12 protein-coding genes are annotated in these 12,895 nt (G+C 60.8%); 4 read left to right on the top strand and 8 right to left on the bottom strand.

Features of this window, described 5'->3' with window-relative positions; genetic code table 11:
* Positions 1 to 21 precede the first annotated feature (21 nt).
* Positions 22 to 1,563 (bottom strand): aldehyde dehydrogenase family protein, encoded by a 1,542-nt coding sequence (locus IHQ71_RS22255; RefSeq protein ID WP_374989902.1) that lies wholly within the window; start codon positions 1,561 to 1,563, stop codon positions 22 to 24.
* Positions 1,564 to 1,725: 162 nt separating this feature from the next.
* Here IHQ71_RS22255 and IHQ71_RS22260 point away from each other — a divergent pair, with 162 nt between their 5' ends.
* Positions 1,726 to 1,917: a hypothetical protein gene (locus IHQ71_RS22260; protein WP_258158604.1), complete on the top strand. Its 192-nt coding sequence runs from the start codon at positions 1,726 to 1,728 to the stop codon at positions 1,915 to 1,917.
* Between the two features lie 93 nt (positions 1,918 to 2,010).
* Positions 2,011 to 2,940 carry a hypothetical protein gene (locus IHQ71_RS22265; protein ID WP_258158605.1) on the top strand — a complete coding sequence of 310 codons (930 nt, stop codon included), beginning with the start codon at positions 2,011 to 2,013 and terminating at the stop codon, positions 2,938 to 2,940.
* 43 nt (positions 2,941 to 2,983) lie between these two features.
* On the opposite strand, the gene lysS is transcribed toward IHQ71_RS22265, so the two are convergent.
* The 3 genes from lysS to IHQ71_RS22280 form a co-directional block, all read right to left on the bottom strand.
* Positions 2,984 to 4,483, bottom strand: a complete 1,500-nt coding sequence (gene lysS, locus IHQ71_RS22270) for a lysine--tRNA ligase (RefSeq protein ID WP_258158606.1) — start codon at positions 4,481 to 4,483, stop codon at positions 2,984 to 2,986.
* A 16-nt stretch (positions 4,484 to 4,499) separates the two neighbouring features.
* Positions 4,500 to 5,951, bottom strand: a complete 1,452-nt coding sequence (gene gltX, locus IHQ71_RS22275; protein ID WP_258158607.1) for a glutamate--tRNA ligase — start codon at positions 5,949 to 5,951, stop codon at positions 4,500 to 4,502.
* A 105-nt stretch (positions 5,952 to 6,056) separates the two neighbouring features.
* Positions 6,057 to 6,743, bottom strand: coding sequence for a TetR/AcrR family transcriptional regulator (locus tag IHQ71_RS22280; protein ID WP_258158608.1), 687 nt, complete (start codon positions 6,741 to 6,743; stop codon positions 6,057 to 6,059).
* Between the two features lie 145 nt (positions 6,744 to 6,888).
* Between IHQ71_RS22280 and IHQ71_RS22285 the strand changes: the two genes are divergently transcribed.
* The gene (locus IHQ71_RS22285) at positions 6,889 to 8,100 is read left to right on the top strand and encodes an HlyD family secretion protein (protein WP_374989903.1); all 1,212 of its coding nucleotides are present in this window, start codon (positions 6,889 to 6,891) and stop codon (positions 8,098 to 8,100) included.
* Between the two features lie 45 nt (positions 8,101 to 8,145).
* The gene (locus tag IHQ71_RS22290) at positions 8,146 to 9,765 is read left to right on the top strand and encodes a DHA2 family efflux MFS transporter permease subunit (RefSeq protein ID WP_374989904.1); all 1,620 of its coding nucleotides are present in this window, start codon (positions 8,146 to 8,148) and stop codon (positions 9,763 to 9,765) included.
* 16 nt (positions 9,766 to 9,781) lie between these two features.
* Here the strand turns inward: IHQ71_RS22290 and IHQ71_RS22295 are convergent, their stop codons facing one another.
* The 4 genes from IHQ71_RS22295 to IHQ71_RS22310 all read right to left on the bottom strand — a co-directional run bounded on the left by IHQ71_RS22295 (position 9,782) and on the right by IHQ71_RS22310 (position 12,862).
* Positions 9,782 to 10,192: a hypothetical protein gene (locus IHQ71_RS22295; RefSeq protein WP_258158609.1), complete on the bottom strand. Its 411-nt coding sequence runs from the start codon at positions 10,190 to 10,192 to the stop codon at positions 9,782 to 9,784.
* A gap of 107 nt (positions 10,193 to 10,299) precedes the next feature.
* The gene (locus IHQ71_RS22300; protein WP_258158610.1) at positions 10,300 to 10,788 is read right to left on the bottom strand and encodes a hypothetical protein; all 489 of its coding nucleotides are present in this window, start codon (positions 10,786 to 10,788) and stop codon (positions 10,300 to 10,302) included.
* Positions 10,789 to 10,870: 82 nt separating this feature from the next.
* Positions 10,871 to 11,827 carry a 2-hydroxyacid dehydrogenase gene (locus IHQ71_RS22305; RefSeq protein ID WP_258158611.1) on the bottom strand — a complete coding sequence of 319 codons (957 nt, stop codon included), beginning with the start codon at positions 11,825 to 11,827 and terminating at the stop codon, positions 10,871 to 10,873.
* Between the two features lie 12 nt (positions 11,828 to 11,839).
* Positions 11,840 to 12,862: a LacI family DNA-binding transcriptional regulator gene (locus IHQ71_RS22310; protein ID WP_258158612.1), complete on the bottom strand. Its 1,023-nt coding sequence runs from the start codon at positions 12,860 to 12,862 to the stop codon at positions 11,840 to 11,842.
* Between the last annotated feature and the right edge of the window lie 33 nt (positions 12,863 to 12,895).

The following is a 12,895-nucleotide window of genomic DNA, read 5'->3' on the forward strand; positions in this document are numbered from 1 at the left end:
CCAAGCGAGTCTTAGAAAACCTCACTCCACGTCGAACTTCACGCCCTGTGCCAGCGGCAATGTCCGACCGTAGTTGATCGTGTTGGTAGAACGGCGCATGTAGCCCTTCCAGGCATCCGAGCCGGATTCGCGGCCGCCGCCGGTTTCCTTTTCGCCGCCGAAGGCGCCGCCGATTTCGGCACCCGACGGGCCGATATTGACGTTGGCGATGCCGCAATCCGAACCACGCGCCGACATGAAGGTCTCGGCCTCGCGCATGTCGTTGGTGAAGATCGAGGACGACAGGCCCTGGGGCACATCATTGTGATCGGCCAGTGCGGCGTCGAAATCGCTGTACTTCACGACATAGAGGATCGGCGCGAAAGTCTCCTCGACCATCGGGCCGGCCTGCTTCTTCATCTCCACGATTGCCGGGCGGACATAGACACTGTCGCCGGGCGCCTCGATCTCGACCTTCTCGCCGCCATGCACCTTGCCGCCTGCAGCCTTTGCTGCTTCGAGCGCGGACTGCATGCTGTTGTACGCGACCTTGTCGATCAGCGGGCCGACCAGCGTGCCGGTTTCCAAGGGATTGCCGACCTTGACCGAGCCATAGGCCTTGATCAGCCGTGGCACCAGCGCGTCGTAGACGCTCTCATGCACGAACAGGCGGCGCAGCGAGGTGCAGCGCTGACCGGCCGTGCCCATGGCGGAAAATGCCACGCCACGCAGCGTCAGGTCGAGATCGGCCGACGGCGCGACGATGGCTGCATTGTTGCCGCCGAGTTCGAGGATCGAACGGCCGAAGCGGGCGGCGACGCGCGGGCCGACTTCACGGCCCATACGAGTCGAACCGGTGGCCGAGACGAGCGCGACATCGGGATGGTCGACCAGCACTTCGCCGATCTTGCGGTCGCCCATCAGCACCTGCGACAGGCCATCGGGGGCAGCACCGCCGTCCTTATTGTAGCGAGCGACGGCGCGCTCAAAGAGCGCCTGGGTGGCGAGCGCGGTCAGCGGGGCCTTTTCGGACGGCTTCCAGATGATGGCATTGCCGGCGACGAGCGCCAGCGCCGCATTCCACGACCAGACGGCAACCGGGAAGTTGAAGGCCGAGATGATCAACACGGTGCCGAGCGGATGCCAGGTTTCCATCATGCGATGGTCGGCACGCTCAGTGGCGATGGTCAGCCCCGTAAGCTGGCGCGAAAGACCGACGGCGAAATCGCAGATGTCGATCATCTCCTGGACTTCGCCCAAGCCTTCCGAGACGATCTTGCCGACTTCGATGGAGACCAGACGGCCGAGTTCGGTCTTGTGAGCACGAAGCTCCTCGCCAAGCAAGCGGATCAGTTCGCCGCGCTTCGGCGCCGGCACCAGACGCCAGGTGGCAAACGCCTTCTGCGCGGTCGCAACGGCCGCCTTGGCGTCCTTCTTGTCATGTTCGGGAATTTCGCCAAGCACTTCGCCCGAAATGGCCGAACGCGCCGGCATCGTGCCGTCGGTATAGCTCTTCTTGGAGACGCCGAGCGCCTTCATGAGGTCCTTGGTTTCCTTCTTCAGGCTTTCGATCCCGCCGCTCATGGGTTTCCTCACGATTTCGATTGATTTTGCGCTCTTTTGGCCGAGAGAGGGCGCCAGATCAAGCACTTTCGGCTCTGTATCCATGGGAACAGCGCGAAATCGCCGGAAAACTTAAACATTTCATCAAACAACGAACCGGCCTGATTTCAGCCCGAGGGGAAAATGAAGAAGCTTGCGTCCATTCTTTTACTCATGACATTCGCCATCGTGGTGACGACCGCCGACAGTGAGGCCGGGCGGAACAAGCGCGGCTGGTACCAAAAGCGCCCGGGCGCCAATTGCGTGATGCGCAAGGTTGCCGTCAGCGGCTACAGCGGCAGCGTCGTTGTTAAGAAGGTGCGCGTCTGCAGATAGACACGAGACACCGCGTTAAAGCTTCCGAAACGCGTGACCCGATATAGTTAACTCTTACGATCGTGCTCGTTCAGCGTCGTCAGGGGTATGAGTTTGAAAATCCGCGGTCCGAAAGTCCGGCTCTTCCGGAAACTCCTCTTCATTACCCTCGGCATCACCGTCCTTCTCGGCGGCACGGGCGGCGCGGCACTTTACATCGGCGGCAAGAATCTGCTCGGCGAGCAGTCGCAGAGCGCGGCCGGCGGGCTCTGCGCCGACGTCCAGACAATGGTTCTGAAGACGCCGACCGAGCATCTCTGGCTTCGCAAATATATCCGCATGGAGAATGCCAGCGGCCCCGAGCGCGTGCGCACGGCGCTCAGGATCGCCGGGCTATTGGCCAAGTCGAATGCTGTCGATCTCATCCATGTCAGCGTGCTCGATGTCCACGGGCCTGACAAGCGCGCCGGCATGCGCGGCCGCGCGATCGGTGCCGAAGTGCTGATCGCGTTGAAACCAGGCAACCTGCCCGAGATGAAGACCCCGGCCATGGCGAGCTACTATGAAGGCCCAGTCAACGACGAGGGCCGCTTCTACGGCGACAAGGTGGTCATCGATTTCGAGGAAGTTCGCGGGATGATGACCGCGATGCGTTCGGTCGAGGAAAAGGCCGATTGCACGCAGCCTGAAGTCCCCGAGGACGAGAACGCCAAGAAGAACAATCACGGCAAGAACAAGAAATCCAAGTCGGCCGACCATGGCGAGAAGCCCGCCAACGAGCAATCGTTACTCGACAGTATGCTCAGCATGGTCGGCCTTGGAGGTGGCGAACAGAAGCCCACTGAGGATCATGGCGATCAGGTCAAGGCGGACGGCCACGATGTGCAACCGGCCAAGGAAGACATGAGCCACGCCGTGGCTGAGGAGCCGATCGAGCCTGCAGCCGAGGATCACAGCGAAGAGGCCAAGCCCGCCGACGAAAAGCATGTCGAGGCGGAGCCCGTATCCCACGATGCAAAGCCAGCTGAAGAGGCTGTGCATTAAAGTGGCGATCGGGTGAGGCGAACCTCACCCGTTCAAATCAGGCTTAGTCTGCCTTGCTGCGGCGTGCCGGGAACAGGATCACGTCGCGGATCGAGGGCGAGTTGGTCAGCAGCATGATCAGGCGATCGACACCGATTCCGAGGCCGCCGGCCGGGGGCATGCCCTGGTCGATCGCATCGAGGAACTCGTCGTCGAGCTGCTTGTCCTTCTCGCCGCGGGCGTGAGCCTGCTCTAGCTGTTCGACCATGCGGGCGCGCTGCTCGATCGGGTCGTTGAGCTCCGAGAAGGCGTTGCCCAATTCCCAGGCATTGCAATAGGTCTCGAAACGCTCGACCAGACGCGGCTCGCCCGGCACTTCCTTGGCGAAGGGCGAGATGTCCTTGGGGAAATGCGTGACATGGCTCGGCTGGATCAGCGTGTGCTCGACCTTCTCCTCGAAGATGAAGGCGAGGCATTCGCCCCAGGTCCAATCCTTCTCGACCGCAAAGCCGGCAGCCTTGGCGGCGACCCGTGCCTCCTCATCGGTCTTGATGGCGAGGAAATCGATGCCGGTCGCTTGCCTGACGGCATCGGGCATCGGCACTCGCTTGAACGGACCCTTGAAGGAGATGTCCTTATCGCCGAAGGGGAATTCGGTCGTGCCGTGGATCGCCATGGCAAGCTCGGCGAACAACCGCTCGACGAGGTCCATGATGTCCTCGTAATCGGCATAGGCCCAGTAGCACTCCATCATCGTGAATTCTGGATTGTGCCGGGTCGAGACCCCTTCGTTGCGGAAGTTGCGGTTGATCTCGAACACCTTGTCGGTGAGGCCCGACACCAACGTGCGCTTGAGATAGAGCTCCGGCGCGATGCGCAGGTACATGTCGAGCTTCAGCGTGTTGTGATGCGTCTTGAACGGCTCGGCGGTCGCGCCGCCATAGACGGAATGGAGCATCGGCGTCTCCACTTCCATGAAGCCGTCCTTCTCCATGAAGCGGCGGATCCCGGAGACGATCCTGGAGCGCTGCTGGAAACGGAGCTTGGACTCCTCATTGGTCATGATGTCGAGATGGCGCTTGCGATAGCGGATCTCGATGTCGGAGACGCCATGCCACTTCTCCGGCATCGGCAGCAGCGACTTGGTGAGCATGGTGATCTCATGCGCGTTGATCGACAGCTCACCGCGCTTGGTGCGGCGGACAGCGCCGGTCACGCCGATGATGTCGCCGATATCGATCAGAGCCAGCAGGTCGCGCGCCGCTTCCGGCGTCACGTCCTTGTGCGAAAAAATCTGGATCTTGCCCGAGGCGTCATGGATATCCATGAACATGCCTGAATTGCGTGAGGAATAGACACGGCCGGCGACAGTGACGATATCCTGCGTCTCGGTGTCGGGCGCGAGGTCCTCGTACTTCTTCGAAAGATCGGCATTGGTGATCGTGCGGTGGAAATGCGCCGGATAGACGTCGCCGACCTTCTCGCGCAACAGCGCGAGCTTCTGGGCGCGGACTTCCGCGGCGTCGGAGGAAAGGGCGGTGTCTTGCTTGGTATTATCAGTCATCTCAGTTCTTTCGGTCTCAGGCGGCAGCCATGGTCTTGACGACCTGTGCGGCAACCTTGAGGCGCTGGCGTACGACCGAACGGCCGAGCAGCGCCATGGAATCGAAGAGCGGCAGCGAGCGTGAACTGCCCGACATCGCCACGAAAAGCGGCGCGGTGATCACCTTGAGTTTCTTGCCCGTACGCTCGGCGATGGCCCGCAGCTCCGCCTCGATCGTCTCGACATTCCATTCGAGGATCTTTTCGAGATCGGCCTGGACGACTTCCAGCACTTCCAGCGTCTCCGCCGGCGGCGCCTTGATGCCTGCGAAGGAAGCGGGCGTCAGGCCGACGTCGGAAGCGAGCAGGAAACCGGTCAGCGGGGGCAGTTCGCCGAGCTTGCCGATGCGCGACTGCGCGAGCTTCAGACCCTCGGTGAGGCGCGCATTCTCGCTGGCCCATTCGAAGACGCGAGCGATGAACTCGTCCGGCGAAAGCTTCTCGCGCAGCCAGCGGCCGTTCAGCCAGTCGAGCTTCTGCACGTCGAAGATTGCGCCGGCCTTGGAAAGATTGTCCGGATCGAACTTCTGAGCCAACTCGTCCATCGTCATCATCTCTTCGCCTTCGGCGATCTGGATGAAGAACAGGCCGAGGAAGTTCATCAGCGCTTCCGGCAGGTAGCCGAGCGCCGAATAATAGGAGATCGAGGTCGGGTTCTTGCGCTTGGAAAGCTTCGACTTGTCGGCATTGCGCATCAGGGAAAGATGCATGAACACAGGCGGCTCGAGGCCGAGATACTGGTAGATCAGAATATGCTTCGGCACCGATGCCAGCCACTCCTCGCCGCGCGCGACATGGGTGATCTTCATCAGGTAGTCGTCGACGACATTGGCCATGTGATATGTCGGCATGCCGTCGGCCTTGAGCAGGACCTGCATGTCGACGGAATCCCAGGGGATTTCCACATCGCCATAGACGCCGTCATGGAACTTGCAGGCGCCCTCGGTCGGGATTTTCATGCGCACGACGGAGGGTTCGCCCGACGCCATGCGGGAGGTGACTTCCTCGGCGGAAAGCGTCAGGCAGCGGCCGTCATATTTCGGCTGCTTGCCGGCGGCACGCTGGCCGGCGCGCATTTCTTCCAGCCGCTCGGGCGTACAGAAGCAGCGGAATCCATGGCCTGCGGCAACGATCTTCTCGACATATTCGCCATAGATGTGCTTGCGGTTGGACTGCCGGTAAGGACCGTAGGGACCGCCGACGTCGGGGCCTTCGCTCCATTTCAGACCGGTCCATTTCAACGCGTCCAGCACCTTCTGCTCGAATTCCGGCGTCGAGCGCGTGGCGTCGGTATCCTCGATGCGGAGGATGAATTCGCCGCCATGTTTCAGCGCGAAGAGATAGTTGAAGAGCGCGATATAGGCAGTGCCGACATGCGGCTCGCCAGTCGGAGAAGGTGCAATGCGGACGCGGACGCCGGAAGCAGTCATATCAAGTGATCCATTCGGAGGGGCACGGAACAGCCGAAAGGCCGCCCTTTTGTTGGGGCAGCCTTAGGCCATATTCATCTTGGCACGTCAAGGAAAAGCTGGCTTTCAACCCTTGTCGGTGCCGTAGGTATTGAGGAATAGCCGAACCGCCCATTCGACATTGCGCTCTACCTTCTCGCGAGGCGGCGGCTCCTGCATCTCGCCGAACAGGCGTGGACGGTAGAGACCCGCCATGCAGAGGTCCCCAAGCTGGCGCGACACGTACATGGGATCGTCGATCGGCTTCAGCCGGCCTAGTTCGACTTGCCGCGCAAGATAGTTGGCGAGCAGGACAGGTCCGGTATTCGGGCCAAACTTGAAAAAGCTGTCGGCAAGTTCCGGCATCCGATCGATAACGCCGATCACGATGCGTTGTCCGCGAATGGCATCATCGGATAGCAGATGACTACCGAACGTAACGCCGAATTCGTGCAGCGTCTCGGCCACTGGCTTGTCAGCCTCGACAATCTCCCGCAGCTTTTCGAAGACCAGCGATTTCTTGCGCTGGATGATCGCCGCGAACAGGTCTTCCTTGTTCTTGAAGTAGACGTAGAGGGTGCCCTTCGAGACACCCGCTTCTCGCGTGATGTCGTTCATGCTCGACGCATCGAAGCCCATGCGCATGAACACGCGCATCGCGCCATCGAGGATCTGCTCGCGCTTGACCGGATCTTCACCTGCTGCAGGGCGGCCGCCAAGCCCGTCCAGTTTCTTCGCATCTTCGATTTCGGCGACCAGACCGATATCGCGCATGGTGGATGTTTTCCCTAAATTAGTATTATTCGAACCGATCGGTTCGATTGCCCCTTGATATGGGCCATCAAAGCGACTACGTCAACTCGAACTGAACCGTTCGGTTCGATTACTAACACCCGCTGCCAGGCAGAGTATCCTTCATATGGCTAGATCAGCAAGCAAAACCGCCACTGTTCACGTGGTCGATGAAAACATGGAAGCCGCAGCCGAAAGCGAGACGCCCATCAGGATGGAAGCGCCCGCCGCAGCACCCGTGGCCGCTCAGCAAGCCGCACCGAAGAAAAAGAGCAGCCTTGGCCGCCGCCTCGTCCTGTCAGCCTTGGTGCTCGCCGCTATCGGCGCCGGCTCCTGGTACGGGCACGCATGGTGGATCAACGGCCGCTTCATGATCTCGACCGATGACGCCTATATCGCTGGTGACATCACCAATATCGCGCCGAAGGTCATGGGATACGTCGCCAAGGTCAATGTCGTGGCCAACCAGCAGGTGAAGGCCGGTGATGTCCTCGTGACCCTGGACAATGGCGACTACCGCATTGCAGCCGAACAGGCCGAGGCCCAGATCGCCACGCAGAGGCTTGCGCTGAAGCGCTTCGATGCCCAGATCGAGGCCGCACAGGCTTCTGTCAAGCAGGCCGAAGCCTCCCAGACCGCGCTCCAGGCAACGCTGCGCGGTGCCGAAATCACGCTCAGCCGCCAGCAGGACCTGGCGACGAAGAAGGCCGGCATTCGCGCCGAGCTCGACAACGCAAAGATCGCCGTGGATCAGGCGAAGGCCAATCTGGCCGGTGCCGACTCGGCGATCCTGACCGCTCAGGCCAATATATCAGTGGTATCTGCTCAGAAGGCCGAGGCTGAAAGCCAAATCCGTTCGCTCGAGCTGACCCGCGACAAGGCTGAGCGTGATCTTTCCTTCACGGTGCTCAAGGCGCCTTATGACGGCGTGATCGGCAATCTCGCCGTCCAGGACGGCGATCTTGTCTCGCCCGGACAGCGGCTCGCCGCCCTCGTTCCGGTTGAGCAGCTCTATATCGACGCGAACTTCAAGGAGACGCAGGTCGAAGGTATCAAGCCGGGCGCCAAGGTGGCGATCCATGTCGATGCCATCGATGACCATGTGATCGACGGTACCGTCGAGTCGATCTCGCCGGCATCGGGTGCGGTATTCTCGCTGCTGCCGCCGGAGAACGCGACAGGCAACTTCACCAAGGTCATCCAGCGCCTGCCGGTCCGCATCGCCATCCCCAAGGCGGCCCTCGATACCGGCAATCTCAGGGCTGGCCTCTCGGTTGTCGTCGATATCGACAGCCGCACGGGTGACGCCTCCGCGACGCATCTCGCCAAGGCTGAATAAACATCATATCTGCACCGCCTGAACGACGGTGAAAGGGAGGCCACAATGGCCACAACAACCGTCGATCAGTTTCCTGTGTCGCCCAAGCCGGCCGCGTCCGCGCCTTCAGCCATGCCTGGCGAACGCCAGGTCACGACACGCGAAGTCCTGGCCTTCTTTGCCATGGTCTTCGGCATGTTCATGGCGATCCTCGATATCCAGATCGTCTCAGCCTCGCTGGCCGATATCCAGGCGGGCTTGTCCGCAAGCAATGATGAAGTCGCGTGGGTCCAGACCTCCTACCTGATCGCCGAAGTCATCATGATTCCCCTTTCGGGCACGCTCGCCCGGGTGCTGTCTACCCGGGTCCTGTTTTCGCTGTCGGCTGCGGGCTTTACGGCCGCCAGCGCGCTTGCGGCAACGGCGACGAACATCGACCAGATGATCGTCTATCGTGCCATCCAGGGCTTTATCGGCGGCGGCATGATCCCGTCGGTGTTCGCCGCGGCCTTCATCATCTTCCCGCCCTCCAAGCGCGCCATCGTCTCGCCGATCATCGGCCTGGTCGCCACGCTTGCACCGACGATCGGCCCGACGGTTGGCGGCTATCTGACTGCCGCCTTCTCCTGGCACTGGTTGTTCCTGATCAATGTCATTCCCGGCGTCATGGTGGCAACGGCGACCTGGTTTCTCATCGATTTCGACAAGCCCGAACATAGCTTGATGAAGCGGTTCGACTGGATCGGCCTCGCCGCCATGGCGGTGTTTCTCGGCTCGCTCGAATATTTCCTCGAAGAGGGCAATATCAAGGGCTGGTTCGATGACGAGATCATCACGATCTGCGCGGTGACCGCGACCATCGGCGGCGTCATTTTCTTCTACAGGGCGCTGACGAAGGATTTTCCCATCGTCGATCTCCGCGCCTTTAACAACCGGAACTTCTCGTTCGGCTCGTTGTTCTCATTCGTCATGGGCATCGGCCTCTACGGCCTGACCTATCTCTATCCGCTCTATCTCGGCCGCATCCGGGGATACGACTCCCTGATGATCGGCGAGACGATGTTTGTCTCGGGCCTCGCCATGTTCTTCACCGCACCGATAGCCGGCTTCCTGTCGGCGAAGCTCGATCCGCGCGCGATGATGGCGATCGGTTTCACTGGCTTTGCCACCGGCACGTGGATGATGAGCCACATGACGGCTGACTGGGATTTCTGGGAGCTGCTGATCCCGCAGATCCTGCGCGGCTCGTCGATGATGCTCGCCATGGTACCGATCAACAACGTGGCGCTCGGCACGCTGCCGATCGACAAGATCAGGGGCGCCTCAGGCCTGTTCAACCTCACCCGAAATCTCGGCGGCGCGGTGGGCCTAGCGTTGATCAACACGATCCTGACGCACCAGACGAGCACGCATTACTCGCAGCTTGCCGAACATGTGAACCCGGCGAACCCGGCGGCAACGGATATGATCGCCAACCTGACCGCGAAGTTCAACGGGCTCGGCATGGACGGCAGTTCGATCGCCCTCAAACAGGTCTCGGGAATGGTGCAGCAGCAGGCCTACATCCTGTCGTTCATGGATGTGTTCCTGATCCTGACGACACTGTTTGCCAGCCTGGTGTTGATGACAATGTTGCTGAGTAAGCCCAAGCCCGTGCCGAAAGCTGCTGGTGGCGGCGGTCACTAAGACTGCCCATGCCTCGTCAGTTGACGGCTGTCAGCGCCAACACGGCATTCGACGGTTCAAGCGACTCGAAATCGACCCCATCGCCGACAACGAGCGAGAGAACCTGCTCGCCGTGGCTGTCGGTCAGGACCACGGTGCCATCGCCGTTGTCGGTCCAGTTGTTGACCTGAACCAATCCAGGCCAGACGGCATCACAGTCGGCGCCCGCCGTCAGCGTGTTCGATCGCGCCGTGGTGGTCATGCCCTTGGTGATAAGGCAGGCGGTGCGGTTCTCCATGTTGGAAACCGTAAACTCCTCCTGCCCGATGCCACGATGGACGGAAGCGGTGACGATGGCGTCGGTCGCGGCGGCTTCATGCGCCGGCGAGAACCACCAGAGCGGTCCGCCGATTGCCGCGACACCAAGAATGAGCACGCGAATTGCCATGATCCGCTCCCTTTTGGGGGTCGGGAGGAATTTCCCGATCGGCTCAAATCATGCACTGCAAAACTTGCGGCAGGGTTAACGGAATGCCAACGGCCGAGTGCGACAAATCACAGCATGCACGGGGATGATCGGAAGATGCCGGGCTTACGTCCTTTGCCCAGCCATGTCTCCCAGTCCTTTCTTGCCTCACCCGGCGAGATAAGCGTTTCTCGAAGAAACTGCTCGGCAGCCTCCGTCAGCACTAGCTGGTCTGTATCGATATGAATGAGTCCCGCGTGCGACCAAATTTTCTCCGCCTTGTTCGCGAGCTCCCAACTTCCGGGTGACATTACTTGGCATCTGGCTGCAACCTCCGAAGGGAGGCTGCTGCGACAAACGGCCGGCAGAATAGCGCGCTCGTTTCTTTTCCAGAAAAAGTCAGCAAATATCTCTTCAAGTTCGAAAAAGAAGTCCTTGCGCGCCTTTGCTTTGATTGCATCGACTCTGAAAGTGGCCCATTCCCCTTCGTAACGGATATCAGAGGTAATCTTTAAAGCGCTAATTGGTGCGTCGACCTTTTTCCTGAATTCACGGCAGAACCAGCTGCACTCGGTCATGGATCAAACTCACGTTGCTGATGACAACATGATTGGTCCAATGGAATTGTCTACCGACCGCTTACATCTCCAGATTGCTCATTCATCGAGCTTCCTTGAACGGCGTCTCCGGCACCGGGGTGACCGGCTTGCCCTGTTCGAACCACGAGATCAGGTTGTCCGCGACGAGATCGGCCATCGCGTTGCGGGTTGCCACCGATGCCGATGCGACATGCGGCAGAAGCGAGACATTGTCGAACTTCAGCAGGCCCGCCGGCACGTTAGGTTCGTCCTCGAACACATCGAGCCCGGCGCCAGCAATGACATTCCGTTCAAGCGCATCAATCAGATCGCCCTCATGCACCGTCCAGCCGCGACCGACATTGATCAGCACGCCATTGCTGCCAAGCGCCGCCAGGATCTCGCTGTTGATGGTCTGCCGGGTTTCAGGCGTCTTCGGCACGATGCAGACCAGTGTATCGACCGCCGTTGCCAATTCCTTGAGCGAAGGGAAGTAATCGTATTGCACGTCCTTGCGGGGCGAGCGCGTGTAGTAGCTGATCCGGACGCCGAAGGCCTCGAGCCGCTTGGCGATCTGCTGGCCGATGCGGCCCATGCCATACATGCCGATGTGACGATCGCGCAGTGTCAGCGGTGAGAGCGGGAAGGCGCCTTCCTTCACCCAGCGGCCTTCACGCAGATAGTTTTCGGCGCGCGGGAATTGGCGCAGTGTGTTGAGCAGCAGGCCAATCGTCGTATCCGCGACCTCGTCGTCGAGTACATCGGGCGTATTGGTGACGATGAGGCCCTTCGACGCCGCGTGCCTGACATCGACACCATCATAACCGACGCCGAAATTGGCGATGATTTTCAGGTTCGGCAGCGCATCCATCAGCGACGCGGGCATCGCGTTGAACGAGGCCGTGCCGGTCACCCTGGCAGCCATATCCGATGTCACATCCTCCGCCTTGGCGCTCGGAAGTTCGAGGATTTCGAAGGGCCCGGTCAGCCGCTCGCGGACGCGCGGATTGACTTTGCCGATGAGGAGCAGAGTTGTCATGTCAGGATACCGCTATTTTCTGGGTTTCATGGGGCCGGTGGATTGGCGGATACGCATTTCCGGCTTGATGAGATGGAGGCCGTCGGGCTCGTGGCTGCCCGCGAGGCGATCGAGCAGCGCGCGCGCCGCCATGCGACCGACTTCCGACTGGCCGTTCCAGACGGTGGTCAGCGCCGGCGTGGCGATCGCGGCCTCTTCGAGGTCGTCATATCCGGTCACGGCAATATCAACGCCGGCAGTCAGTCCGGCACGCGCGATGCCGTTCATCAGGCCGATCGCCACGAGATCGTTCCAGCAGACGGCGGCCGTCGGCTGCTGTGGCAGCGACAGGAAATGCACCGCGGCCTCGAAGCCGCCCTCGCGGGTGCGCGGCCCAGGAATGCGCAGTTCCGGCAGCACCGTCATGCCTGCCTTCTGCAGCGCGTTGACATAGCCCTGGTAGCGGTCGCGGCCGGTCGATGTCTGGTCGGTGCCGCCGATCATGGCGATCACCTTGTGGCCGAGCGAGATCAAATGGTTGGTGGCCAGCGAAATGCCGTAGCTGTCATCGCCGCGATAGGCCGGCAGGTTGACACCCTCGATCGTGCGCGCGACGAGGATCAGCGGCATGCCGTTTTCCTCGGCAAGCTCGATGTCTTCCGGCGGCGTGCCGATTGCCGGGGAGATGATGATGCCATCGCCGCCGAGCTGCAGCATGGTCTCAAGGAAATTACGCTGCTTTTCGACGGAATCGTAGTGATTGGAGAGAATGAACGTGTGCTGGCTGCGGTCGAGCTCGCTTTCGATGGCCTTGAGGATTTCGCCGTAGAACGGGTTCATGATGTCGTGAACAACGACGCCGATAATGCCGGAACGGGAGGTGCGAAGGCTGGCCGCACGGCGGTTATAGATATAGCCCAGGGCGCGGGCCTGGTCCTTGATCTTGTCGCGGGTCGCCGCGGCCACCAGCGGACTGTCCCTCAGCGCGAGCGAAACGGTCGCCGTGGAGACGCCCAGTGTTTCAGCAATCGTGGACAGTTTGATCTTCTGGGCCATCTGGCCTCCCATTCGCTTGCCGGCCGACCCTTC

It is taken from the genome of Rhizobium sp. TH2 (assembly GCF_024707525.1).
Lineage (GTDB): Bacteria > Pseudomonadota > Alphaproteobacteria > Rhizobiales > Rhizobiaceae > Rhizobium_E.

Coding starts and splice junctions, on each gene's coding strand:
- IHQ71_RS22255 (WP_374989902.1), bottom strand. CDS start 1,563: ATGAGCGGCGGGATCGAAAGCCTGAAGAAGGAAACCAAGGACCTCATG.
- IHQ71_RS22260 (WP_258158604.1), top strand. CDS start 1,726: ATGAAGAAGCTTGCGTCCATTCTTTTACTCATGACATTCGCCATCGTG.
- lysS (WP_258158606.1), bottom strand. CDS start 4,483: ATGACTGATAATACCAAGCAAGACACCGCCCTTTCCTCCGACGCCGCG.
- gltX (WP_258158607.1), bottom strand. CDS start 5,951: ATGACTGCTTCCGGCGTCCGCGTCCGCATTGCACCTTCTCCGACTGGC.
- IHQ71_RS22280 (WP_258158608.1), bottom strand. CDS start 6,743: ATGCGCGATATCGGTCTGGTCGCCGAAATCGAAGATGCGAAGAAACTG.
- IHQ71_RS22285 (WP_374989903.1), top strand. CDS start 6,889: ATGGCTAGATCAGCAAGCAAAACCGCCACTGTTCACGTGGTCGATGAA.
- IHQ71_RS22290 (WP_374989904.1), top strand. CDS start 8,146: ATGGCCACAACAACCGTCGATCAGTTTCCTGTGTCGCCCAAGCCGGCC.
- IHQ71_RS22295 (WP_258158609.1), bottom strand. CDS start 10,192: ATGGCAATTCGCGTGCTCATTCTTGGTGTCGCGGCAATCGGCGGACCG.
- IHQ71_RS22300 (WP_258158610.1), bottom strand. CDS start 10,788: ATGACCGAGTGCAGCTGGTTCTGCCGTGAATTCAGGAAAAAGGTCGAC.
- IHQ71_RS22305 (WP_258158611.1), bottom strand. CDS start 11,827: ATGACAACTCTGCTCCTCATCGGCAAAGTCAATCCGCGCGTCCGCGAG.
- IHQ71_RS22310 (WP_258158612.1), bottom strand. CDS start 12,862: ATGGCCCAGAAGATCAAACTGTCCACGATTGCTGAAACACTGGGCGTC.